Source organism: Peribacillus sp. NPDC096622 (assembly GCF_044762665.1).
Taxonomy (GTDB): domain Bacteria; phylum Bacillota; class Bacilli; order Bacillales; family DSM-1321; genus Peribacillus; species Peribacillus frigoritolerans_B.
This window is the reverse complement of the sequence record NZ_JBIWES010000025.1, coordinates 1-20,027: the sequence shown is the minus strand read 5'-3', so window position 1 is coordinate 20,027 and position 20,027 is coordinate 1. Positions and strand designations below refer to the sequence as shown.

Sequence of the window (20,027 nt, the reverse complement as noted above, 5' to 3'; positions counted from 1 at the left end):
GATTTAAGAGAGGGATGGGACAATGGAAAGTAAATGGCCAAATGAAATGAAAGTAGCGCAAATCCGGGTTGCACGTCCTACTGATCAACTAAAAAAGGTAGTAAACTTCTATTGTGAAGGATTAGGTTTGAAAAAAATCGGTTCTTTCGAAGGGCACGATGGATATGACGGCATCATGATCGGGCTTCCTGATTCCAGCTATCATTTAGAGTTTACTCAACATAAAGATGGAAGTCCTTGTCCTGCCCCATCAAAAGATAATCTGCTTGTCTTTTATATTCCTGAACGTAAAACCATTGAGGAAATCACGAATAGGTTGAAAGGTATGGGCTATGAACCAGCTTCTCCGGAAAATCCCTATTGGGAAAAATCCGGTGTTACGATTGAAGATCCGGATGGTTGGAGAATTGTATTGATGAATTCGCCTGGCATAGGAAATTAAATTTGAATGAAAACGACCGAAAAGCATGGAGCTTTTCGGTCGTTTCGGTTTTATGAGGACATCGTGATCCCGCCGTTGATGTGAATGCACTGTCCTGTTATATAAGCACCTTCATCAGATGCTAGCAGCACATAGGCGCCTGCATGATCTGCCGGCTGCCCAGGGCGGACGAGCGGGGGTTCTGCCTGTATGCTTTATATAAGGATAACCAGGTTGTATCCTTGGCCGGATTAAGCTGGAGAGTTAACTTTTATAATAAACGTCATGTATTCATTTATGACCTTGTAACAGATTCTGCACACCGATCATTTGGATATGGAGAGAAGTTATTAAGCCATATACATAACTGGGCAAAAGAAAACGGAGCTGCATATGTTGCATTGGAATCAGGGATCCGGCGAAACGAAGCCCACCGTTTCTATGAAGAGAAATTAGATTATGATAAATGGTGCTATTCATTTAGAAAAACGCTGTGAATGGAAATAGCGATGTAAAAGAGCTGAGCATTCAGCTTTTTTTTGTGCCCTTGATGGAGTGAATGTAAGACACATTGTCCAATATGTGTATCGGATTAAAAACATTTTTAGTAGAATAGATCAATATAAAATAATTTCACGAGTAAAAGCGTGAAATTCACGATTAAATTGCTAAAACTCACGAGTAAATCGCTGAAACTCACGAGTAAACGCCGATTCACGAGTAAAAGCGTGAAATTCACGAGTAAATCGGCTAAATTCACGTGTAAACGCCGATTGCCGAGTATATGCCCCATTGAAAAATGGCGATGGTTCCAAGGGGCACAATGTATAACTTTCCACGTTGAAGTTAGCTGGATAGTTATTTAAGCTTCAGGGTGCTGGGGCGGCCTTTTTTCATAATGACGTCAGGTTGAAAGTGTTGGTAGTTTTTGTTTTTATAACGGGGGTCGTGTTTCTATATTTTGGTTTGTTTCCATACAATTGGCTGTATAAAGGTGTAAAGGAGATTGAAGTAACAATGATTTTCCTTTCATAAGCAGTTATTGGTTTTGGCGGATAATCTGTTTATTCATCATTTTTACGACTGTAAATTCATTCTTTCACTGAAAAACCCCAATTTTTGTAATGATTTATTTAGCCTTGGACATACTTAATTAAGATATCAAAAAGTAACATTTAATTAAGGAGGAAACCCAATGGCTAACGAAAATATACAAATGAAAATGGAACATATTTGGCAGGATACATGTGGATCATGGGAAAATTGTACGGAAACTACAATTCAGTCATTTTTGGCAAAATCTCAAGAAAGCAATATCGACCCGCAATATTGCATGAGCTGGGTGGAACAACATAAAGCCCAAATACCTGAATGGGATGCCGTTTCAAAAGTATCGCTTGACTGGGTTAATCAACATACCTCAACGGGTTCACCCATTTCAATCAAGGATGATTATTAAAAAGTTAAACTTTTTCTGCTTATGAATGGTTCGAACTCTACTATGTATAAGAGGTGAAGATAGTTGTCAAATAATGAGGAACAAAACGGTAAATCAAATCGTCGGGATCCAGATTACAGTGTTAATGAGTGGGATGAAATGAATGGTGAAGATAAATTTGTACAATCAGCCATCCAAGAGGAATTCAATAATCCAGTAATCGAAGAAACGATCTTGAAGTTCAATAGAATAGCGAATGAAGAGGAAAAGGAAACTTGATTTTTGGACGCGCCCTATAGGGCGTTTTTTTTTTTTGAAGTATGAGAAAGTAGGTGCTTTCGTTGGATACCTCTTTTACCCGGATGCCGCTTTATAAGCCTTGTTCAAAATCATATCATTCTCCATAAATGGACTTTTTTAGATGTGTGTCATCTTTTGAATAAATCACAATATCGGTGTGTAAATTTGTGCCTGAAAAACGGTTGATGCTGTCCTTAGATTAATCAGGTCCACATCTATTTTAAGGATATCTGCCAGTTCCTGGGCGAATAAAATAACTCATATGTAATATGTGATGAATCTTGACTGTAGAACGCCACATTAATGTCACTATCCCTATGTGTAGTGTTCTTTGCGTAAGAACCAAACACGATGATAAAGGAAGGAGCTTCAGGGAGGGAGCAAAGTCCAAAGATTTATAAAAAAACAATATATACAAATAAAGGAAAAAGGCATCTTGGTATCGTATAAAGATAGTATAATCGTTTTTAAAGTTAGCAATATCATTAATGGGAGTGAGAATCATGGAAGCGGCGGTAGAACGAATTTTTTCTAATGAATTGGTGAAATTGGCTGGGGATTTTTTTCAAGTGAATGCTGGGAATGCGGTTAAACTTGGAGATGCAGAGAACTACGTTTTTGAGGTTTACAGGGATGGAACGCCATATATCTTAAGAATGACACATCAATCACATCGTACAAAAGATCAAGTTCTTGCTGAGTTAAAGTGGATTGAGCATTTACAGAATAATGGAAGTGACATTCCTAAAGTTCTCTCTTCGAAAGAAAAGAACTTAGTCGAAAGTGTAAAGGGCTCGGATGGTACGGAATTTTATTGTTGTCTGTTTGAAAAAGCTCCTGGTGTCAGGGTGAAAGTCACAGATGAAAATTTCGACGAACCTTTATTTTTTGAATGGGGAAGAACCATTGGCCAAATGCATAAACAAACAAAAAGTTATAAGCCTGAAACAAAATATAAACGGCTGGATTGGTATGAAGAGGAATTATTGAATGTCCAGCTCTATCAATCCGATGTACCGAAGCAAGTGATCCGCCAACAAGAAGTAATCAAGAAGAAATTGAATGCCCTTCCAGTTCATCAAGATAATTTTGGCTTGATTCATTCTGATATACATAACGGCAATTTCCATTATCATGAGGGGAGGATTCATGTTTTTGACTTTGATGACTGTTCTTATCACTGGTTTGCCAGCGATTTGGCGATACCTCTGTACTATCTGATGTGGAGTTTGGAACGTGAAGGGATAAAAGGGCTCGATGAATATGCTGCCAAGTTCATGAGGGAATTCATAAAAGGGTATGAGACGGAAAATATCCTGGCATCTGTGGAATACGAAACGATTCCTCTATTTTTAAAGCTAAGGGATTTAACGTTATATAACTTTTTTCATAAAAAGTATGATTTGAAGAGTGCGGATCGTTCATTATACAACAGCGTTCAAAAAATCGAACAAAGAATCATGGAAGGCCGAACTATTGTTCACTTCGATCCGAACATGGTTCATTAAGGGGGATTGGAATGTCAAATGCATATATGATCCGGACTGGTGTATTGGAAGATGCGGAAGCGGTTTTGGATGTACAGAATTCCGTTATTTCCGAAGGCGAGTATTTTATTGCCGTATCGGGGGAGTTCAATAAAACACCTGAACAGCAACGAGATTGGATACGAAGGTTATTGGAAAATGAACGGGAAACCATCATCGTGGCCGAAATGAATGATGAAGTGGTTGGATGGATAGCATTTCAATCGGAAAATAGGAAGAGAATGTCCCACAAGGGCTCATTTGGGGTGATGATTAGAAAAAATTTCAGAGGGATGGGAATTGGAAAAGAGCTTATTGAAGCGTTATTGGATTGGGCAGAAGCCAATCCGTTGATTGAAAAGGTGAGTTTAGGAGTTTTTTCAACAAATCATCGGGCAATATCATTGTATAAAAGGCTGGGGTTTGTTGAAGAAGGCCGTAAAATCAAAGAATTCAAGCTGAGCGAAAGTGAATACGTTGATGATATTATCATGTACAAATTGGTTTGATCAGGCCGAAAGAGCATGAATGGATTCAATACATGCTCTTCCGGTTTTGTTATGTATCTAAACTAAAACGATGTTTATGTCATGCATCATTTAATTACTCTTACCTTCACTTGCTTTCTTCCCCACGTTAAAGCATCCGATTCTTTTGCGATGAATACATCGATTCTGTTTCCTTTGATCGCACCGCCCGTGTCTGCAGCGATGGCTTGTCCGTAGCCTTCGACTTCAACGATGGAGCCTAGCGGAATCACGTTCGGATCGACTGCTATCAGTTTGGCATCATCATATTTTTCTAAATCGACACCCATTCTTGTAGTGCCTGAACATCCCTCACAGCTCGCAGTATAAGCCGTACTTGTAACTGTCAGTTCTTTAACGGCTGAGCTCGCTGAACTGGCTCTTTCTTCTAATTTACTGAAGGTCCGTGCACCGGCTATACCGTCAGCGGATAAACCCTTTTGCTTTTGAAAGTTCATGACTGCTTGTTTTGTACCCGTTCCATAAATGCCATCGACCGTTGATGTGTAAACATCCCAGGCTTTCAATAGCCTTTGCAGTTCAGCTACAGGTCTTCCCATATCCCCGCTTTTCAGTACCTGTATTTTCTGATTCGTTTGTGTTCCTGATATTCCATCGACTTTCAGCCCTGATTTTTCCTGAAACTTCTTTACGGATTCCTTTGTAATCGGTCCGTAGTAACCTGTTGCTTCATGATAGGGAAAAACCCCTTTTGTCAGTAATAATTCTTGTAATTGTTCTACATCACTATTACTCATCCCAAATGAAAGTGTGCGATCCAAAGCAGCGGCTTCGCCTTTAGTTGGCATGCAAACTCCTAGAATGAATACAGAAGCCGTTAGGATCGTTAATAATATTTTCTTCATGTTTATCCTCCTCGTTGTTTCCTGCATTAAACAATTCGTTAAACTATCACCCTTTTAGGCGCAGTTAAGGAAAAACACCGCAAAGGCACTAAGTAATTGTTAAAACATGTAACAGAAAGAAAAGAAATGAGGCAGAGATCGGGTTACCATATCCTTATTGATTAACGAATTATGGAAAAAATCATTTTCATATGGAAACGGAACGGAACCGTTTGGTTGAACAGGGGCATTCATTCATGTACGTTTAAGTTACTAGAAATTCTTTTCATGATTAAAGGAGGAAATCATTTGATTAAGGCAGTTATTTTCGACTTTGATGGTTTAATTTTAGACACGGAAACGGTTTGGTATGAGGCTTATAAAGAAACGATGGCAATATATGAATTTGATTTGCCTCTCGAACATTTTGTTACATGTATCGGAACCGATAATACTGAACTAAATCAGTATTTCAAAGATCAGCTGGGGGAAAGGTGCAACATTGAAGAAATTGAATCCAGAGCAAAAAGCCTCCATGAAGTAAAGATGAAAACATCACAGGCACGTGAAGGTGTGAAGGATTATTTAGAAGAAGCAAAAGAAATGGTTATAAAATCGCCCTCGCTTCAAGCTCGACGAAAGAGTGGGTCACCCATCATTTGGCGCAACTCGGACTGTTAAACTATTTTGAAGTTATCATCACAGGGGATGATGTCGATAAAGTCAAGCCAGCGCCTGATTTGTATGTAAAGGCAATTGAAGTCCTGGGCATTCAGCCTACAGAAGCCGTAGCATTTGAAGATTCGTTAAATGGGCTTCAGCGGCCCTGACTGCTGGATTAAAGTGTGTAATCGTTCCTAATCCCGTGACGGACGCTTTAGCTTTTGAAAACCATCATTTACGTCTCCGATCCATGGCGGATAAGAGCTTGTCTGATGTTATGAAGCATATTGAGCAATAACAGTTCAACGGTTATTATAGTAAGATATAAGAATGAAACCGCGCCGAAGAAGGCAGAGTCTTCGGTTTTTCTGGTTATGTTTTGGTGGGGAGGATGAGTTTATGGGATTGCAAACAAATGACGAAGGAGTCCGGCTGCGGGAGGTCAAGGAGAGTGATCTTCCTATCTTTTTCGGGCAGCAATTGGATCCTGCCGCAAACTATATGGCTGCTTTCACATCCAAGGATCCATCAGACAAGGCGGCTTTTTTGACACATTGGAAGAACATCTTATCGAACCGGGATATTCAAAAAATGACGATAATCCACAACGGATGTGTTGCGGGCAGCATTCTCAAGTTTGAACAGTTTGGTAACCCGGAAGTGAGTTATTGGATCGGGAAGCAATATTGGGGGAAAGGGATCGCTACAGGTGCATTGCTCCATTTTTTGCCGAAAGTAAAAGTCCGCCCTGTTTATGCCCGTGCAGCCAAGGATAACCTTGCATCCATCCGGGTGCTGGAAAAATGCGGATTTGAAAGATTCGATGAGGACAAAGGGTATTCCCATGCAAGAGGCAAAGAGGTTGAAGAATTCATTTTGAAACTTGAAAATTAAGATAATAATAACAATATCGTTTAGCCTATGAGGAAACGGGTGACAGACAATGGGATATAAGATTTTTTCCATCATTTTTATTTTATGCGGTCTTTTTGTAATGTGGTTCTCCATTTTTGGCAAAAAGAAAGGGATCAAAGAGATCGGCACACCAACGAATTTCATCGATGTAATTTTAATGATGATATATAAGCTCTTACCTTCCAATATTAGAAAAATCCTTCTATTTGCAATGGGTCTGGCCATTTCTATCGGATTTACCTATATATTTTTTAAATTGTGGTAAATTTTCCTAATCCTGAAACTTTATTCTTACGGAATCGTATAAAATGGTAACGATATATAGGAGTTGTTGCTATTTCGAAGAAAAAAAGTGAAGGCAGTGTTTTTGGATAATGGGGGCGGGAAGTTGACGCCGACGGAGGCATTGGTTCAATATACCCAATTAGAAGAATATCAGTATAGTAATAATATGCATAATATGGTAATGTTGAATTTGTGTGATTTTGGAAATTCATAAAAAAGGAAGGTATTATATGTCTGAATCGGTTCTTAAGGTTCAATCCTTAACTAAAAAAATTGGAAAAGCAACCATCGTAGACAATGTTAGCTTTGAAATAAAAAGCAATGAAATATTTGGTTTGCTTGGTCCGAATGGTGCTGGTAAGACCACGATCATCCGTATGATCACAGGTCTCATCAATCGTACGGGCGGTACGGTCATGATCAATGGCAGTGACCTCGATCATGATTTCGAAGGTGCGATGAATGAATTGGGGGCCATTGTTGAAAATCCGGAGTTTTATAAGTATATGACAGGCAGAAAGAATATTCTGCATTATGCCCGGATGTCATCCAATGACATATCCAATGAGAGAATAGAAGAGGTCATTAAGCTTGTCAAACTGGATCATGCCATCGATAAGAAAGTTAAAACATATTCATTAGGAATGCGCCAGCGCCTTGGCGTGGCACAGGCCATTTTACATAAACCATCGTTATTGATTTTTGATGAACCGACGAATGGCTTGGATCCGCAAGGGATTCGCGAGTTTCGTGATTATTTGAAAGTACTGGCAAGTGAAGGCGTCGGAATATTGATTTCATCACATTTACTATCGGAAATGCAATTGATGTGCGATAGTTTTGCCGTTATCGAAAAGGGAAAACTGATCCATACGAAAGAACATATTGTTGATGAAAAAACCGAAACGATCAATGAAGTGTCATTCACTGTCAGTGGTGGGAAGCTAGCTAAAAAAATCCTTCAAGAACAGTTTGCGGATATTACGATCCTGAAAAATGATTCGAAAACAATCTCCGTATCGGCAACACGAGAACAAACGGCCAATATTAATAGGAGTTTTATTGAAAATCAACTCGATGTCTATGAAATTAGTATTACAAGAAAATCGTTGGAAGATAAATTCTTCGAAATCACTGAGCAGGAAATGAGGGAGTCTGTATGATGTCCTTAGTAAAAAATGAATGGATGAAAATCTTTTCAAAAGTATCAACTTATATATTCATCGCTTTCCTATTATTGGCAGCATTAGGGGCTGCGGTCATCGATTATAAACTAAGCCCTGACGAAACGGATAAAGATTGGAAGCAAGAGTTAAACGCCGATATCCAAGAACAGCAAAAGGCTTTGGAAGCTAAGGAAATCAGTGAAGATGAAAAAGCCGCCATCATGGACGACATTAATTACAAAAAGCAACTGTTGGCCGATAATATAAACCCTGACCTAAACACGAATTGGACCTATATGGCTGAATACACGACATTATTAACATCATTTGTCACTTTATTCGTCGTTATTGTCTGCAGCTCGCTCGTTTCCTCGGAATTTTCGGATGGCACCATTAAACAACTGTTGATACGGCCTTATAAACGTTGGAAGATCCTGCTTTCCAAATATATTACTTCCCTGTTATTTGCAGCGTTATTACTTGCGAGCCTACTTATATTCAGTTATCTAATCGGAATCATATTCTTTGGCAATGGTTCGTATTCAGACAAAATCATGGATCCTGCATCTTTCGAATTCAGTCCGGTGGTAGTCGGCGAATATTTCGTGGACATGATCGTTTACTGGATACCAGGATTCTTGGTCATCACGACCATCGCTTTCATGCTAAGCACATTATTTAAAAACCAAGCACTTGCAGTGGGTATATCCATTTTCATCCTATTTGCCTCTTCGACATTAAATATGGTCATTCAATCATTCATCGGAAAATACGAGTGGTTAAAGTTCGTCTTATTCCCGCATCTTGATTTAAGGGGCTATATTTCCGGAACGATAGAAATGTTCGATGGAGCTACACTGGGATTCTCGATGGGTGTACTCGGAATCTATTATCTTATCTTTTTAGCGCTAACTTTCTTCTTCTTCCAGAAAAAAGATATCACTAATTAAATAGAGCGAAAAACCGAAATCAGTGGCTGATTTCGGTTTTTCTTATGTAACGGGAATGTTACTGCTTTGAAACTGGCATAAAGTGAAACCTTTATCCAAATTTATCCGTATAAGATAATATGAGGATATTCAGCTGGATATAGGGGTGTAAAATGACTAAAAATAAGGTTCTATTAATTGGACTTATAGGATTTTCTTTATTTCTAATGGGCATGATCATATCACAATGGACAGTTGCTGGCGTTGTGATCGGGATAGGCGGAGGATTCGCAATGGGGATCAGTTCCTACCTGTTTGCTAGTCAGTAGCTACAATTACATATGTACAATACACTATTTAATTGCGGCTGCGCGGAAATAATCTGATAGAGATGGAGCAGATTTAAAGATGGGGAAAATGCATTATAAACGAAAGTTAGTCATTGTATTTACAATTATTGGAGCAGCGTTAGGGCTCTATGTGTACTCGGCATTCTCTGAAAATTTGACAAAATCAACAGATTTGTCTGATGAATCTATCGGGGGATTTAAAGTGTTTGATAACATATCGAGTCCAGAATTCATTAGGGAATATGGTGAACCCATCGATCAGGATAATAATAATGCTTATGATTATTATTATTGGAAAGGCGGGTTAAAAACGGCCTCTATCAATACAGACGAGGATAAAGGGAAAATCATGAGGTTAATCATTTCAAGTACGGACGACGATCAATTTGAAAACTCCCTTCAAACAAGCAAAGGTATTAAATTAGGAAGTAAGAAAGCGGACGTCCTTTCGAAGTATGGAGATCATTATTATAAAAGTTATGAACAGGGAGCGGATATTATCGGCTACATTGACCATAAACGAAATATTACCTTGGAATTTTGGTGTGTTCCAGGTGGAAGGGTCGCAGAAATACGATTGGATGATGCAGGTGTCATTTAATGATTGTATCATTACATCATTTATCCAATCATATTTGTTGGGGGATATGCCGCATTTACCATTTTTAAACTTGATGATACCCCGGTTCCTATAAATGATGCTATGCATATGGTTTTACTCTATTATTTTGCAATTAGTGTGTATCATGGTTTGCCTACTTTAAAGTTTAAGGGGAAATAACAAGGGGGTGAATTTCCATTTTTTTATAATTCATGAAACCATTTATTACTTTATCCGTATAATTAATTGTGTGCGGTGCTTGGGAGCACCGGTATTTAACGGCATTTATCATTTTTATAAATTGGGAGATGAAGGATCATGAGCGAAAAGGGTTGTATGAAATGTGGTAGCAATGATGCTGCCAAGAAGGATGTAGCCATGACAGGAACAGGCTTGTCAAAAATGTTCGATGTCCAGAATAATCAATTTACGGTTGTGTATTGCAAGCAGTGCGGTTATTCGGAGTTTTATAATAGGCAATCATCTGCAGGCAGTAATCTGCTGGATCTATTCTTTGGATGATCACTGGCACGGAAAGAATCCCCTTTTACATGAAAAGGGGATTCTTGTTTTTTCTTCATCATGCAGCTCATTACCCGATGAAATGGTCTTGAACGACTTTTGTAAATTCCTTGGCGACGGGTGAAAGGTGTTTAGATGATTTCATGACCAATCCGATCTCCCGTGAAAGTTCCGGGTTCAAGGGCAGGCTTTTGATGTGTTCGTTTTTTTCCGGTAAAGCCAGGTCGGGCATAATCGTGATGCCTAATTTTCCTGCTACCATTGAGAGCACGGTTTGATTGTCTTTTATGTCGTATGAAATGTTTGGTTTTATCTTGGCTTCCAGGAATCTATCTTCTATGAGTGTTTCACAGCCAGATCGCAGCATGATGAATGGTTGATCAACGAAGTCTTCTAGGTTCAATACGGTTTTCCCTGAAAGTGGATGGCCTTCATATACCACAGCTGATAAAGGATCATTTAGCAGAGGGATGAATTCCACGTTCTTCACTGGTTTTGCTGCAAAGCCGATGTCCACTGTTCCTTCTTCGATCCATTTTAAGATTTCCTCATATCCACCTTCATGAATCAGCAAATCGATATTAGGGTATTTTTCTTTAAAGATAAAGAATAGCTTTGGTATGAATCTGGCAGTGAAGCTTGGAAAACTGCCAATCGTTATTTTACCGATTTCCATTCCATTCACAGCTGCAATCTTTTGTTCGATATGTGCAAGGTTGGCAGCGATGGCCCGCATATGTGGAATTACTTGTTCTCCCGCAGTCGTGAGTGTTATACCTTTTCGGTCTCGCTTCAATAAAGTCACACCAAGTTCCGTTTCAAGTGCTGTAATGTTATGGCTCACGCCTGATTGAGTCAGTCCGATCCGGTCTCCCGCTTTCGTAAAACTCCCCTGTTCGACAACATGTAAAAATACTTCCAGTTGAAAAAAATTCAAATGCCCCACACCCTTCTTCTAATTGATTATACATGAGAAACTCTAATCGAAGTGATGAAAAACATTCATTTTACTTATGGTACGGTCGAGAATACAATAAAATTACAAATTAAAATACGAATGGGTGATGGGAAAATGATGAAACGAAAATATGGGCAAATTTTTTCACCGTACACGCTTTCTAATGGAACGGTTCTTAAAAACAGGATTGTAGTTGCCCCGATGACCACTTATTCAGGTCAAGAGGATGGCTTGGTTTCTGATGAGGAATTAGCTTACTATAAAAGAAGGGCAGATGGACCTGGCATGTTCATTACTGCCGCTGCCGCCATTTCGCCTGTTGCTACAAGCTTTCCCAGGCAAATGAAAGTATTTGATGAACAAAGCATCGCTGGACTTACAGAGCTTTCAAAAACAATCAAATCAAAAGGTGCAAAAGCCATTCTCCAGCTTCATCATGGCGGAAGCGAGAGTCTTCCAAGCTGTACAGGAGGAGAAAAAATGGTTAGTCCGAGCGGGGTCATTGCTAGCGTTTATACAGAAATGGGCGGGGAGTACATTCCAAGGTCAATGAGCCACACTGAGATTCTATCCACTATTCAAGACTTTGGAAGAGCCACCCGCCATGCCATTCGTTCAGGATTCGACGGCGTGGAAATCCATGGAGCGAATGGATATCTCATTCAGCAGTTTTTCTCACCCCACTCTAACAGACGGAGAGATCATTGGGGAGGGAGTTTGGAGAATAGAATGCATTTTCCACTTGCCGTCATTGCGGAGGTGAAGCGGATCCGTGATCTATACGCAGACAAGGAATTCATTATTGGGTATCGCTTCTCCCCCGAAGAACCGGAAGAAGGCGGATTGAAAATGGAGGATACAGCTGCATTGGTAGATAAATTGGCAACCCAAGGGCTTTCCTATTTACATCTTTCTGTTAAAAATGTCTGGTCCATGCCTAGAAGCGGATTGAACAGGGGATTGACAAGGACCGAAATTCTCCGTGATATCATCGCTGGCAGGACCAGCTTCATATCACTAGGATCGATTCATACTCCAGAGGAAGCAAATGCTGTGCTTGAGAAAAATATACCGCTTTTCGGATTGGGAAGGGAATTACTGATGGAACCTGACTGGGCCGCCAAAATAAAGGAAGGCAGGGAAGATGAGATCATGACAACCTTGCCGCGCGATAGCAGGTGTAAATTAAGTATTCCGGATCGAATGTGGGCGAATATCATTACTCGTGACGGCATGCCCGAGAAATGATAGTATTAATGTAAAAAATGGAAATTTAATGAGGGGAAATTAAATGAATAAAATAGCACTTCTTCAACTGTCTTTAGCCATGACAATCTTCGGTTCTGTCGGTTTCTTTTCGGAACTATCAGGACTTCCTGCATTGGAATTGGTTTTTGTTCGCTGCATTTGTGCTGCCTTATTCTTATGTGCAGCCTGGATGATTACAGGACATTTCAAGAACGAAATATGGAATGGTAGAGAGGTAATGCTCATCATTTTCTGCGCGGTGGCGAACTTGTTAAACTGGATATTCCTCTTTAAATCTTTTGAGCTGATATCGGTGACAATCGCCATTTCGCTTTATCATTTAGCGCCGATCATTGTACTCATTATAGGGAGCTTCATCTTTAGGGAGAAAATGAATGTATTCTCCATCTTGGCCATTTCCCTTTGCTTCATTGGCACATTACTCATTATGGGAACAGATGGATTTCGATCATCATCCCCTGAATGGGAAGGCATCATGTATGGAATCATTGCTGCATTTTTCTATGCGGCAACCATGCTTTTAGGAAAGAGCATTGCAAAGACCAGTGTATATGCGACTACATTTCTGCAAATGTTCATTGGATTTTTAGTACTGATTCCTTTTGTCGATTTTTCCGTATATACAACCTTAAAATCTTCCGAATGGTTTTATACGGTGCTTACCGGCATCATCCATACAGGCGTCGTGTATTTGCTGTTTTTTAATAGTATTCGCCATTTGCCTACAAATGTAGTATCTTTCATGATTTTTGTCGATCCGGCAGTTGCCATCCTTTTGGATATTCTGCTTTCAGGATTTAAACCGGACGGCATTCAAATTCTGGGCATTTCCTTGATATTTATTGGGGTGGTCTATTCACTTAAGACGACTGGACCGACCGAAAATGATGTCATACAGAAAAGGCCGCACACAATGTGAGGCCTTTTTCCTTTATGATTTTTTCATTAACTATTGATTAAAATGATAGACATCCCAAATGTCAGGGGTTTCCGATCCAATGTACCAAGCAGCTGCACCGCCTAGATGATTTTGTTTTACCAGGTCAATACGGAGCTTCATCGATTTTTTATCCTCTATCCAAATTTGATGCTTTTTCCCTTTGGAAGTATACTCCACGTAATTTTGTTGAGTCTTTTTATCCCATACCTTTTTAAGTTTTTGAGTTGAAATGATTTTGTTGACCTCAGCCATGGTACGGTCATGACTTTTCACTTTTTTGGTCGACAAATCGGTCACCCATTCCCTCGTATAAAATGGTACAGCCAATATGATCTTATGGGCAGGTACTTCTTTCATTAAAAGCTTGGTTCCTTCATTGATCCAAGGTAACGAGGAAACGGACCCGGCTACCGGGCTCCCTCCCCAATGCTCGTCATAACCCATTATGATTATATAGTCCGCTATTTTGCCAAGTGCTTTCCTATCTAGACTTTTTGACCAAAAAGGGTCGTCATTTTCTCGGGTGACATCCACAGACACTTTAATTCCATGCGGTTTTAGTGCCTTTTTTAGTTCGCCTATGAAAAGTACAAAGTCCTTCTTATTTTTTGGATCGATGTTTTCGAAATCTACATTTATTCCATCACTTTTCGTTTTAACAAGTGAATCGCGTAAAGCTGAAACTAATTTCTGGCGTTTTTTTGTATTGCCTAGTACAGAACCAGTTAAAACGGGATCAAATTTATTCCCGATAAGCTGCCAAACTTGTTTTCCTTGTTTATGGGCAGATTGGACGTATTTTGTATCTACAGAAACGGAAACGTAATTACCGGTATCCGTCAACGTGTAAGAACGGGGAGATACTACATTTAAATTGGGTTGTTTAATTTGCTGGGTATAGCTTTCTTTCGATCCATTATGCTTCCAGCCCATGACGATACGGTTTTGCGCCTTTTTTTGAAGCTGGGATTTCTTTATCCATCCCTTTTTTCCGCCAAGCAATTGAACCTGGTAGTAATAATCCGGAACCTTCAATTTTTGGCCAACTTTAAGGGTAACCGTATGTAAGTTATTTAATTTCGTCAAATCACTTGTTGTTACCTTGTATTTAGTAGAAATCTTCCATAATGTATCTCCTGATACAACCTTATGGATCTTATATTTCTGGGGAATCTTCAGGTTTTGGCCAACAGTTATTTCGGAAGAAGTTAATTTATTCACTTTTTGCAGCTCGCTTACTGAAACATCATATTGATTTGCCACTTTCCATAATGTGTTTCCAGACTTCACTTTATGAATGATAGGACCCGCAGAATCTCCGACGGAAGAAGAAATGATGGGAAACTCCTCGCCCTTCTTCAAGGTCTTTAATAGAGTAGAACCTAATTTGGGAGAACCAAAAACTTTCGTATTGTCCACTTTAACAGAACCTATAGATTGGGTTTTACTTGATGAATAACCACTGGTTGGAAAGAGACACATACAAAGAAGGCTTAACATAATAAAACATCCAAAGAATTTTTTCACAATGATTTTAATTCCCCTTTGTAAAATTTAACTTTACTAGTTTACTATGGAGAATAGCCATAAAATAGAGGTACATTGTGGAAAGGCATTTCTAACCTTCGTGTGGGACGAATTATTCCGTATGAAGGGCAATTGATTCGTAAGTAAAGGGGAGAGTTCAAATGTCACATTTTGCATTACAGTTTTATGATTTTAACATATGGGCAAATAATCAGATTTTCAACCGTTTAAAAGAGCTTCCAAAGGATGTTTACCATCAAGAAGTTCAAAGTGTGTTTTCATCGATATCGAGTGTGATGGCCCATGTGTATCTTTCCGATCTGGGGTGGGTGGAGGTTTTTTCCGGTAAAAGCCTGAAACATGCATTGGAGCTGGCTGAACAACTGAAGGAACAAACAGAGTCAAAGGAATTAGAGGAAATGGAGGCCATGTTTTTTGAGTTGTCCGAGCGGTACAAATCGCTGCTTGGCGAAAAAGAAAATATAGATAAGCCTCTTATGATTGAGAATCCAGCTGGCGGCCTAATGAAAACAAGTGCAGCCGAATTGGTGCCGCATGTCGTGAATCATGGAACATATCACCGCGGCAATATCACGGCCATGTTGCGCCAAATGGGTTATGCCTCTACTTCGACGGATTATGGCCTTTATTTATTTTTAAAAGGAGAGTAACGGGATTGCATTTGCTTACTGATGGAATTATATGTGAACAGGTTAACCGGTTCTAACTGGTTGGCCTTTTTTACGTTTGTCACTGGAAATGACTTGTACATGACATTTGTCATCTTCTAGTCATGACACCTGGTACTAATAAAATCAAGTTGGTTTCTTTATACTATGAATAACGACAAATAAAAGGAAGTGCAATTGAAATATGACCATGCAAAATACGAAATCCTTGAGAAAACAAATTGCTCCTTTTGAACAATCAACGACAAAGCAAAGTATATGGCAGATCATCAATACCTTGGGGCCGTTCATCATTTTATGGTACCTAGCATATATAAGTCTTTCCGTTTCTTATTGGTTAGCTTTAATCCCTGCCGTGTTTGCTGCTGGATTCTTGACGAGAATATTCATCATTTTTCATGATTGTACGCATCATTCATTTTTCAAAGACCGCCGTGCGAATCGAATAGTCGGGACGATCATGGGTGTTTTGACTTTATTCCCGTTTGATCAATGGGGACATGAGCATTCTGTGCATCACGCAACAAGCGGTAATCTGGATAAGCGGGGTACAGGGGATATTTGGACCCTTACGGTGGATGAGTATTTGGCTGCACCGCTTAAACTTCGTTTTGCCTATCGTTTTTATCGCAATCCATTGGTCATGTTTGGTCTGGGACCAATTTATGTTTTCCTTCTTAAAAACAGATTTAACCGTAAAGGTGCTAGAAAGAAGGAAAAAATGAATACGTATTTGACCAATGCATTAATCGTCGCTTTAGTGGCATTGCTTTGCCTGGCAGTAGGCTGGCAGTCTTTCCTTCTGGTACAAGGTTCCATTTTCATGATTTCTGGTTCAGTCGGCATTTGGCTGTTTTACGTCCAGCACACATTTGAGGACTCTTATTTTGAAGAAAATGAGGAGTGGGAATATGTGTTGGCAGCAGTGGAAGGAAGTTCTTTTTATAAGCTTCCGAAATTGATGCAGTTCCTTACAGGTAATATCGGTTACCATCATGTTCACCATTTAAGTCCAAGGGTGCCTAACTATAAATTGGAAATGGCGCACAATAATACGCAGCCTTTAGAGAACGTTCCAACGATTACTCTTGCGACAAGCTTGCGCTCACTCCGTTTCCGTTTATGGGATGAGGAATCCAAGAATTTTGTCAGTTTCAAGGACATAAAATATTTAACGAAAAAAAGTGTTCCCGCTCAAGTGAAATCTGAACTGTAACGTTCATGTATCATTCCAGACTCCCTTAATAATCCTCGGATTTGGGGAGTCTTTGCTTCATATAAGGAACTCGATAAAGGAGAGAACTTAAAATGATTCGAATTGTCATTGCAGAGAATCAGCAAATGCTGTTAGAGGCAATAAGTTCTCTACTCAATCTTGAAGAAGATCTAGAAATTGTCGGGCAAGCCAGTAATGGAGAAGAAGCGATGGCTCTTGTACACCAATTACAGCCTGATGTATGTATCATGGATATGGAGATGCCTGTAATGAGCGGACTTGAGGCAGCAGAAGCATTAAGGTCATTTGAGTGTAAAGTGGTCATTTTAACGACATTTCGAAGGAATGGTTATTTTCAACTCGCATTAAAGGCTAATGTAAGTGGTTATTTATTGAAGGATAGCCCGGGTGAAGAGTTAGCCTGTTCGATTCGCGGCATAATGGATGGCAAGCGAATATACTCCCCAGAACTTATTGATGGGTCTTCCAGCCATAATGGCCGGGAAATGGGAGTGTTAGGGCTGTTGGCCGATGGTCAATCCAAAATTGAACCGTCCAATCAGAAAGGCGACACAATAGGGACAGTAAGGAAATATTTTTCCAACATCAAGGATAAAATGAAGTTACCGGCTGGTTAAGATTTGTTTCTTAAATCCTGTTGACACGTTTTTTTAAATTGTGTACGATGGATTAAATTATAATATTGAAAATTCTGTGATGAAGAGAGTAGTTCATTTGGAAATGGAAAGCGAGTTAGGGATGGTGGGAGCCTAATGCAGGACGGATGAATGAAGCGCACTTTGGAGAAATTTCTTGAAACGTTTAGTAGGGAATATCGGGGAGTCACCTCGTTAACAATGGAAAGTGGCCGCAATTTGTGGCAACTAGAGTGGTACCACGGGAATTCATGCTCTCGTCTCTTATTTAGAGGCGGGGGCTTTTTTGTTTAGGAGGGAAAATGTCGATGAATAAACCAATTGCAGAATTGATTTCAACTGCTTTGAACAATGAAATGCCAGCAAGTGAAATAGAAAAATTAATGGAAAAGCCAAAATTGATGGAGTTAGGCGATGTCGCCTTTCCGTGCTTTACTCTTGCGAAAAAATTCAAAAAATCGCCTCAGGTGATTGCCTCGGAAATAGCCCAACAATTAAACAGTACGTTGATCCAAGAAGTGAACGTAGTGGGAGGTTATCTGAATATCTTCGTCAATCAACAGATGGTGACGGAAAACGTGCTGCAAACGATATTAAGGGAAAAGGATCAGTATGGTTCGATACAGACTGGACAGGGAAATGTCGTGATTGATTATTCCTCCCCGAATATTGCCAAACCTTTTTCCATGGGGCACTTACGTTCAACGGTCATAGGGAATGCACTGGCCAACATTGCCGAAAAAAATGGCTACAATGCCGTGCGTATCAATCATTTAGGAGATTGGGGCACGCAATTCGGTAAGTTGATTGTCGCGTATAAGCTGTGGGGCGACAAAGAGGCAATCGAAGCTTCGCCGATTCAGGAATTATTGAAAATATATGTGAAGTTCCATGAAAGAGCTGAAACGGATGAATCGTTGAATGAACAAGCACGCGCAAGCTTCAAGTCGCTTGAAGATGGCGACGAGGAAGCATTGGCATTGTGGAAATGGTTCAGGGATGCGTCTTTAAAAGAATTCGAGACGATTTATGATTTATTGGGCATCCGTTTTGATTCCTATGCCGGCGAAGCGTTTTACAATGACAAAATGGATGCTGTTGTCGGGGAACTAAAAGAAAAAGGACTGCTTGCCTTATCCGAAGGTGCCTATGTCGTGCAATTGGAAGATATGCCGCCTTGTTTGATTACGAAAACGGATGGTGCGACACTTTATGCCACACGTGATTTAGCTGCAGCACTGTATCGTAAAAAACAGTATGAGGCAAAGAAAACATTTTATGTGGTCGGAAACGAACAATCGCTGCACTTTAAACAACTCTTCAACGTCATTGAGAAAATGGGGTATGAGTGGTCAAAAGACTTACAGCACGTGGCATTTGGCATGATGCTAAAAGACGGTAAGAAAATGTCGACACGTAAAGGGAAAGTCGTGCTGCTTGCGGATGTATTGGCAGAGGCGATCGAAACTGCGAAGCGCAATATTGAAGAAAAAAATCAAGCGCTTGAAGAGAAAGATTTGGTTGCAAGACAGGTTGGTGTCGGAGCGGTAATCTTTAATGATTTAAAAAATAACCGCATGAACGATATTGATTTTTCATTAGAGCAAATGATGAATTTTGAGGGAGAAACGGGCCCATATGTACAATACACATTTGCGCGAATTTCCTCATTGCTTGAAAAAGGTGATTTTAAAGAGCAGGCCATCCATTTTGACGCTTTAGGGGAATATGCGTGGCCAGTCATCCAGCTGCTTGAGCAATACCCGATCATTGTCCAAAAATCATTTGAACAAGCCGATCCATCCCAAATCGCGAAATTCAGCTTGCATGTATCGCGTGCATTCAATAAGTATTATGCACATTCGAAAATCTTAGTTGAAGATGAATGGAAACAAATGAAGCTCTCATTCGCTTTTTCCGTAGCGATTGTATTGAAGGATGCGCTAAGTTTATTGGGAATTTCAGCACCGAATAAAATGTAAGGTGAAAAAAAACACCAGGATAATCATCGTAGGTGAAGGCCAAAGCATTTGCGATGCGATTGATCCACCTTGGCTTAACGTCTATGCAATTAGAGTGAATTATGGCGGGACCCCTTCAGCGGGTACCCGCCTTTTCTGAATTGAAAAATGCCCTTACTCCCAACCGGGAATAAGGGCATGCACCGTGAACATGTCACGGCGATAATGAATTAATAAGCTAGGCTGAATAGGGCTTTGATGTGTGATAGGTAGCGAACATTACTTGCTTCTTTCATCAATGTAGCCGGCAGGCCTTTAAGTGA

General features: G+C 39.9%; 24 protein-coding genes, 2 pseudogenes and 1 other annotated feature. Of the genes and pseudogenes, 20 read left to right on the top strand and 6 right to left on the bottom strand.

Annotated features, from left to right (window positions below; all coding sequences use genetic code 11):
• The first annotated feature begins 22 nt into the window (after nucleotides 1-22).
• Nucleotides 23-442: a VOC family protein gene (locus ACIQYG_RS24595; protein ID WP_402843594.1), complete on the top strand. Its 420-nt coding sequence runs from the start codon at nucleotides 23-25 to the stop codon at nucleotides 440-442.
• Nucleotides 443-492: 50 nt separating this feature from the next.
• Here the strand turns inward: ACIQYG_RS24595 and ACIQYG_RS24590 are convergent.
• Nucleotides 493-624: pseudogene (locus ACIQYG_RS24590) on the bottom strand (SDR family oxidoreductase); the annotation flags it as partial.
• Between ACIQYG_RS24590 and ACIQYG_RS24585 the strand changes: the two are divergent.
• The 3 genes from ACIQYG_RS24585 to ACIQYG_RS24575 all read left to right on the top strand — a co-directional run bounded on the left by ACIQYG_RS24585 (nucleotide 586) and on the right by ACIQYG_RS24575 (nucleotide 2,138).
• Nucleotides 586-918, top strand: a complete 333-nt coding sequence (locus ACIQYG_RS24585) for a GNAT family N-acetyltransferase (protein WP_402843592.1) — start codon at nucleotides 586-588, stop codon at nucleotides 916-918. The pseudogene ACIQYG_RS24590 and the gene ACIQYG_RS24585 overlap by 39 nt on opposite strands.
• Before the next feature lie 698 nt (nucleotides 919-1,616).
• Complete coding sequence (locus tag ACIQYG_RS24580) at nucleotides 1,617-1,880, top strand: hypothetical protein (RefSeq protein WP_048683899.1); 264 nt, start codon at nucleotides 1,617-1,619, stop codon at nucleotides 1,878-1,880.
• 63 nt (nucleotides 1,881-1,943) lie between these two features.
• On the top strand, nucleotides 1,944-2,138 hold the full coding sequence (locus ACIQYG_RS24575; RefSeq protein WP_402843588.1) for a hypothetical protein: 195 nt from the start codon (nucleotides 1,944-1,946) through the stop codon (nucleotides 2,136-2,138).
• 236 nt (nucleotides 2,139-2,374) lie between these two features.
• Here ACIQYG_RS24575 and ACIQYG_RS24570 read toward each other — a convergent pair whose 3' ends face one another.
• The gene (locus tag ACIQYG_RS24570) at nucleotides 2,375-2,509 is read right to left on the bottom strand and encodes a nucleotidyltransferase domain-containing protein (protein ID WP_402843586.1); all 135 of its coding nucleotides are present in this window, start codon (nucleotides 2,507-2,509) and stop codon (nucleotides 2,375-2,377) included.
• 153 nt (nucleotides 2,510-2,662) lie between these two features.
• Between ACIQYG_RS24570 and ACIQYG_RS24565 the strand changes: the two genes are divergently transcribed.
• Both ACIQYG_RS24565 and ACIQYG_RS24560 read left to right on the top strand, forming a co-directional pair.
• Complete coding sequence (locus ACIQYG_RS24565) at nucleotides 2,663-3,667, top strand: phosphotransferase enzyme family protein (RefSeq protein WP_402843583.1); 1,005 nt, start codon at nucleotides 2,663-2,665, stop codon at nucleotides 3,665-3,667.
• An 11-nt stretch (nucleotides 3,668-3,678) separates the two neighbouring features.
• Nucleotides 3,679-4,194, top strand: coding sequence for a GNAT family N-acetyltransferase (locus ACIQYG_RS24560; protein ID WP_402843580.1), 516 nt, complete (start codon nucleotides 3,679-3,681; stop codon nucleotides 4,192-4,194).
• A gap of 86 nt (nucleotides 4,195-4,280) precedes the next feature.
• On the opposite strand, the gene ACIQYG_RS24555 is transcribed toward ACIQYG_RS24560, so the two are convergent.
• Nucleotides 4,281-5,078 (bottom strand): peptidoglycan-binding protein, encoded by a 798-nt coding sequence (locus tag ACIQYG_RS24555; protein ID WP_402843577.1) that lies wholly within the window; start codon nucleotides 5,076-5,078, stop codon nucleotides 4,281-4,283.
• Between the two features lie 291 nt (nucleotides 5,079-5,369).
• Between ACIQYG_RS24555 and ACIQYG_RS24550 the strand changes: the two are divergent.
• The 8 genes and pseudogenes from ACIQYG_RS24550 to ACIQYG_RS24515 all read left to right on the top strand — a co-directional run bounded on the left by ACIQYG_RS24550 (nucleotide 5,370) and on the right by ACIQYG_RS24515 (nucleotide 10,488).
• Nucleotides 5,370-6,018, top strand: a pseudogene (locus ACIQYG_RS24550) (HAD family hydrolase).
• 101 nt (nucleotides 6,019-6,119) lie between these two features.
• A complete protein-coding gene (locus ACIQYG_RS24545) occupies nucleotides 6,120-6,614 on the top strand; it encodes a GNAT family N-acetyltransferase (RefSeq protein ID WP_402843574.1) in 495 nt (164 codons plus the stop codon).
• Between the two features lie 49 nt (nucleotides 6,615-6,663).
• The gene (locus ACIQYG_RS24540) at nucleotides 6,664-6,900 is read left to right on the top strand and encodes a hypothetical protein (RefSeq protein WP_402843571.1); all 237 of its coding nucleotides are present in this window, start codon (nucleotides 6,664-6,666) and stop codon (nucleotides 6,898-6,900) included.
• Between the two features lie 250 nt (nucleotides 6,901-7,150).
• Nucleotides 7,151-8,083: an ABC transporter ATP-binding protein gene (locus ACIQYG_RS24535; RefSeq protein ID WP_402843568.1), complete on the top strand. Its 933-nt coding sequence runs from the start codon at nucleotides 7,151-7,153 to the stop codon at nucleotides 8,081-8,083.
• Entirely contained in the window at nucleotides 8,080-9,036 is a 957-nt protein-coding gene (locus tag ACIQYG_RS24530; RefSeq protein WP_402843565.1) for an ABC transporter permease, read from the top strand. Before ACIQYG_RS24535 ends, ACIQYG_RS24530 begins: the two co-directional genes overlap by 4 nt.
• Nucleotides 9,037-9,188: 152 nt before the next feature.
• Nucleotides 9,189-9,344: a hypothetical protein gene (locus tag ACIQYG_RS24525; protein WP_402843562.1), complete on the top strand. Its 156-nt coding sequence runs from the start codon at nucleotides 9,189-9,191 to the stop codon at nucleotides 9,342-9,344.
• Nucleotides 9,345-9,423: 79 nt separating this feature from the next.
• Complete coding sequence (locus tag ACIQYG_RS24520) at nucleotides 9,424-9,966, top strand: hypothetical protein (protein WP_402843559.1); 543 nt, start codon at nucleotides 9,424-9,426, stop codon at nucleotides 9,964-9,966.
• A 318-nt stretch (nucleotides 9,967-10,284) separates the two neighbouring features.
• Nucleotides 10,285-10,488 carry a zinc ribbon domain-containing protein gene (locus ACIQYG_RS24515; RefSeq protein ID WP_057276417.1) on the top strand — a complete coding sequence of 68 codons (204 nt, stop codon included), beginning with the start codon at nucleotides 10,285-10,287 and terminating at the stop codon, nucleotides 10,486-10,488.
• Between the two features lie 70 nt (nucleotides 10,489-10,558).
• On the opposite strand, the gene ACIQYG_RS24510 is transcribed toward ACIQYG_RS24515, so the two are convergent.
• A complete protein-coding gene (locus ACIQYG_RS24510; protein WP_402843556.1) occupies nucleotides 10,559-11,425 on the bottom strand; it encodes a LysR family transcriptional regulator in 867 nt (288 codons plus the stop codon).
• 135 nt (nucleotides 11,426-11,560) lie between these two features.
• Here ACIQYG_RS24510 and ACIQYG_RS24505 point away from each other — a divergent pair, with 135 nt between their 5' ends.
• Together ACIQYG_RS24505 and ACIQYG_RS24500 are read left to right on the top strand one after the other, a co-directional pair.
• Nucleotides 11,561-12,694 carry an NADH-dependent flavin oxidoreductase gene (locus tag ACIQYG_RS24505; RefSeq protein WP_402843553.1) on the top strand — a complete coding sequence of 378 codons (1,134 nt, stop codon included), beginning with the start codon at nucleotides 11,561-11,563 and terminating at the stop codon, nucleotides 12,692-12,694.
• A 43-nt stretch (nucleotides 12,695-12,737) separates the two neighbouring features.
• A complete protein-coding gene (locus tag ACIQYG_RS24500; protein ID WP_402843550.1) occupies nucleotides 12,738-13,634 on the top strand; it encodes a DMT family transporter in 897 nt (298 codons plus the stop codon).
• Between the two features lie 30 nt (nucleotides 13,635-13,664).
• Here the strand turns inward: ACIQYG_RS24500 and ACIQYG_RS24495 are convergent, their stop codons facing one another.
• A complete protein-coding gene (locus ACIQYG_RS24495; RefSeq protein ID WP_402843547.1) occupies nucleotides 13,665-15,074 on the bottom strand; it encodes a LysM peptidoglycan-binding domain-containing protein in 1,410 nt (469 codons plus the stop codon).
• Nucleotides 15,075-15,343: 269 nt separating this feature from the next.
• Between ACIQYG_RS24495 and ACIQYG_RS24490 the strand changes: the two genes are divergently transcribed.
• The 4 genes from ACIQYG_RS24490 (at nucleotide 15,344) to argS (ending at nucleotide 19,725) form a co-directional block, all read left to right on the top strand.
• Nucleotides 15,344-15,853, top strand: coding sequence for a DinB family protein (locus ACIQYG_RS24490; protein WP_402843545.1), 510 nt, complete (start codon nucleotides 15,344-15,346; stop codon nucleotides 15,851-15,853).
• 202 nt (nucleotides 15,854-16,055) lie between these two features.
• Nucleotides 16,056-17,087 carry a Delta(5) desaturase DesA gene (gene desA / locus ACIQYG_RS24485; RefSeq protein ID WP_402843542.1) on the top strand — a complete coding sequence of 344 codons (1,032 nt, stop codon included), beginning with the start codon at nucleotides 16,056-16,058 and terminating at the stop codon, nucleotides 17,085-17,087.
• 92 nt (nucleotides 17,088-17,179) lie between these two features.
• Nucleotides 17,180-17,725 carry a response regulator gene (locus tag ACIQYG_RS24480; protein WP_402843540.1) on the top strand — a complete coding sequence of 182 codons (546 nt, stop codon included), beginning with the start codon at nucleotides 17,180-17,182 and terminating at the stop codon, nucleotides 17,723-17,725.
• 67 nt (nucleotides 17,726-17,792) lie between these two features.
• Nucleotides 17,793-18,011 (top strand) — a binding site (T-box leader).
• A gap of 40 nt (nucleotides 18,012-18,051) precedes the next feature.
• The gene (gene argS, locus ACIQYG_RS24475) at nucleotides 18,052-19,725 is read left to right on the top strand and encodes an arginine--tRNA ligase (RefSeq protein WP_402843537.1); all 1,674 of its coding nucleotides are present in this window, start codon (nucleotides 18,052-18,054) and stop codon (nucleotides 19,723-19,725) included.
• Nucleotides 19,726-19,934: 209 nt separating this feature from the next.
• Here the strand turns inward: argS and ACIQYG_RS24470 are convergent.
• On the bottom strand, nucleotides 19,935-20,027 hold a 93-nt coding region (locus tag ACIQYG_RS24470), incomplete at its 5' end, for a hypothetical protein (protein WP_225989706.1).

Coding starts and splice junctions, on each gene's coding strand:
- ACIQYG_RS24595 (WP_402843594.1), top strand. CDS start 23: ATGGAAAGTAAATGGCCAAATGAAATGAAAGTAGCGCAAATCCGGGTT.
- ACIQYG_RS24585 (WP_402843592.1), top strand. CDS start 586: ATGATCTGCCGGCTGCCCAGGGCGGACGAGCGGGGGTTCTGCCTGTAT.
- ACIQYG_RS24580 (WP_048683899.1), top strand. CDS start 1,617: ATGGCTAACGAAAATATACAAATGAAAATGGAACATATTTGGCAGGAT.
- ACIQYG_RS24565 (WP_402843583.1), top strand. CDS start 2,663: ATGGAAGCGGCGGTAGAACGAATTTTTTCTAATGAATTGGTGAAATTG.
- ACIQYG_RS24560 (WP_402843580.1), top strand. CDS start 3,679: ATGTCAAATGCATATATGATCCGGACTGGTGTATTGGAAGATGCGGAA.
- ACIQYG_RS24555 (WP_402843577.1), bottom strand. CDS start 5,078: ATGAAGAAAATATTATTAACGATCCTAACGGCTTCTGTATTCATTCTA.
- ACIQYG_RS24545 (WP_402843574.1), top strand. CDS start 6,120: ATGGGATTGCAAACAAATGACGAAGGAGTCCGGCTGCGGGAGGTCAAG.
- ACIQYG_RS24540 (WP_402843571.1), top strand. CDS start 6,664: ATGGGATATAAGATTTTTTCCATCATTTTTATTTTATGCGGTCTTTTT.
- ACIQYG_RS24535 (WP_402843568.1), top strand. CDS start 7,151: ATGTCTGAATCGGTTCTTAAGGTTCAATCCTTAACTAAAAAAATTGGA.
- ACIQYG_RS24530 (WP_402843565.1), top strand. CDS start 8,080: ATGATGTCCTTAGTAAAAAATGAATGGATGAAAATCTTTTCAAAAGTA.
- ACIQYG_RS24525 (WP_402843562.1), top strand. CDS start 9,189: ATGACTAAAAATAAGGTTCTATTAATTGGACTTATAGGATTTTCTTTA.
- ACIQYG_RS24520 (WP_402843559.1), top strand. CDS start 9,424: ATGGGGAAAATGCATTATAAACGAAAGTTAGTCATTGTATTTACAATT.
- ACIQYG_RS24515 (WP_057276417.1), top strand. CDS start 10,285: ATGAGCGAAAAGGGTTGTATGAAATGTGGTAGCAATGATGCTGCCAAG.
- ACIQYG_RS24505 (WP_402843553.1), top strand. CDS start 11,561: ATGATGAAACGAAAATATGGGCAAATTTTTTCACCGTACACGCTTTCT.
- ACIQYG_RS24500 (WP_402843550.1), top strand. CDS start 12,738: ATGAATAAAATAGCACTTCTTCAACTGTCTTTAGCCATGACAATCTTC.
- ACIQYG_RS24490 (WP_402843545.1), top strand. CDS start 15,344: ATGTCACATTTTGCATTACAGTTTTATGATTTTAACATATGGGCAAAT.
- desA (WP_402843542.1), top strand. CDS start 16,056: ATGACCATGCAAAATACGAAATCCTTGAGAAAACAAATTGCTCCTTTT.
- ACIQYG_RS24480 (WP_402843540.1), top strand. CDS start 17,180: ATGATTCGAATTGTCATTGCAGAGAATCAGCAAATGCTGTTAGAGGCA.
- argS (WP_402843537.1), top strand. CDS start 18,052: ATGAATAAACCAATTGCAGAATTGATTTCAACTGCTTTGAACAATGAA.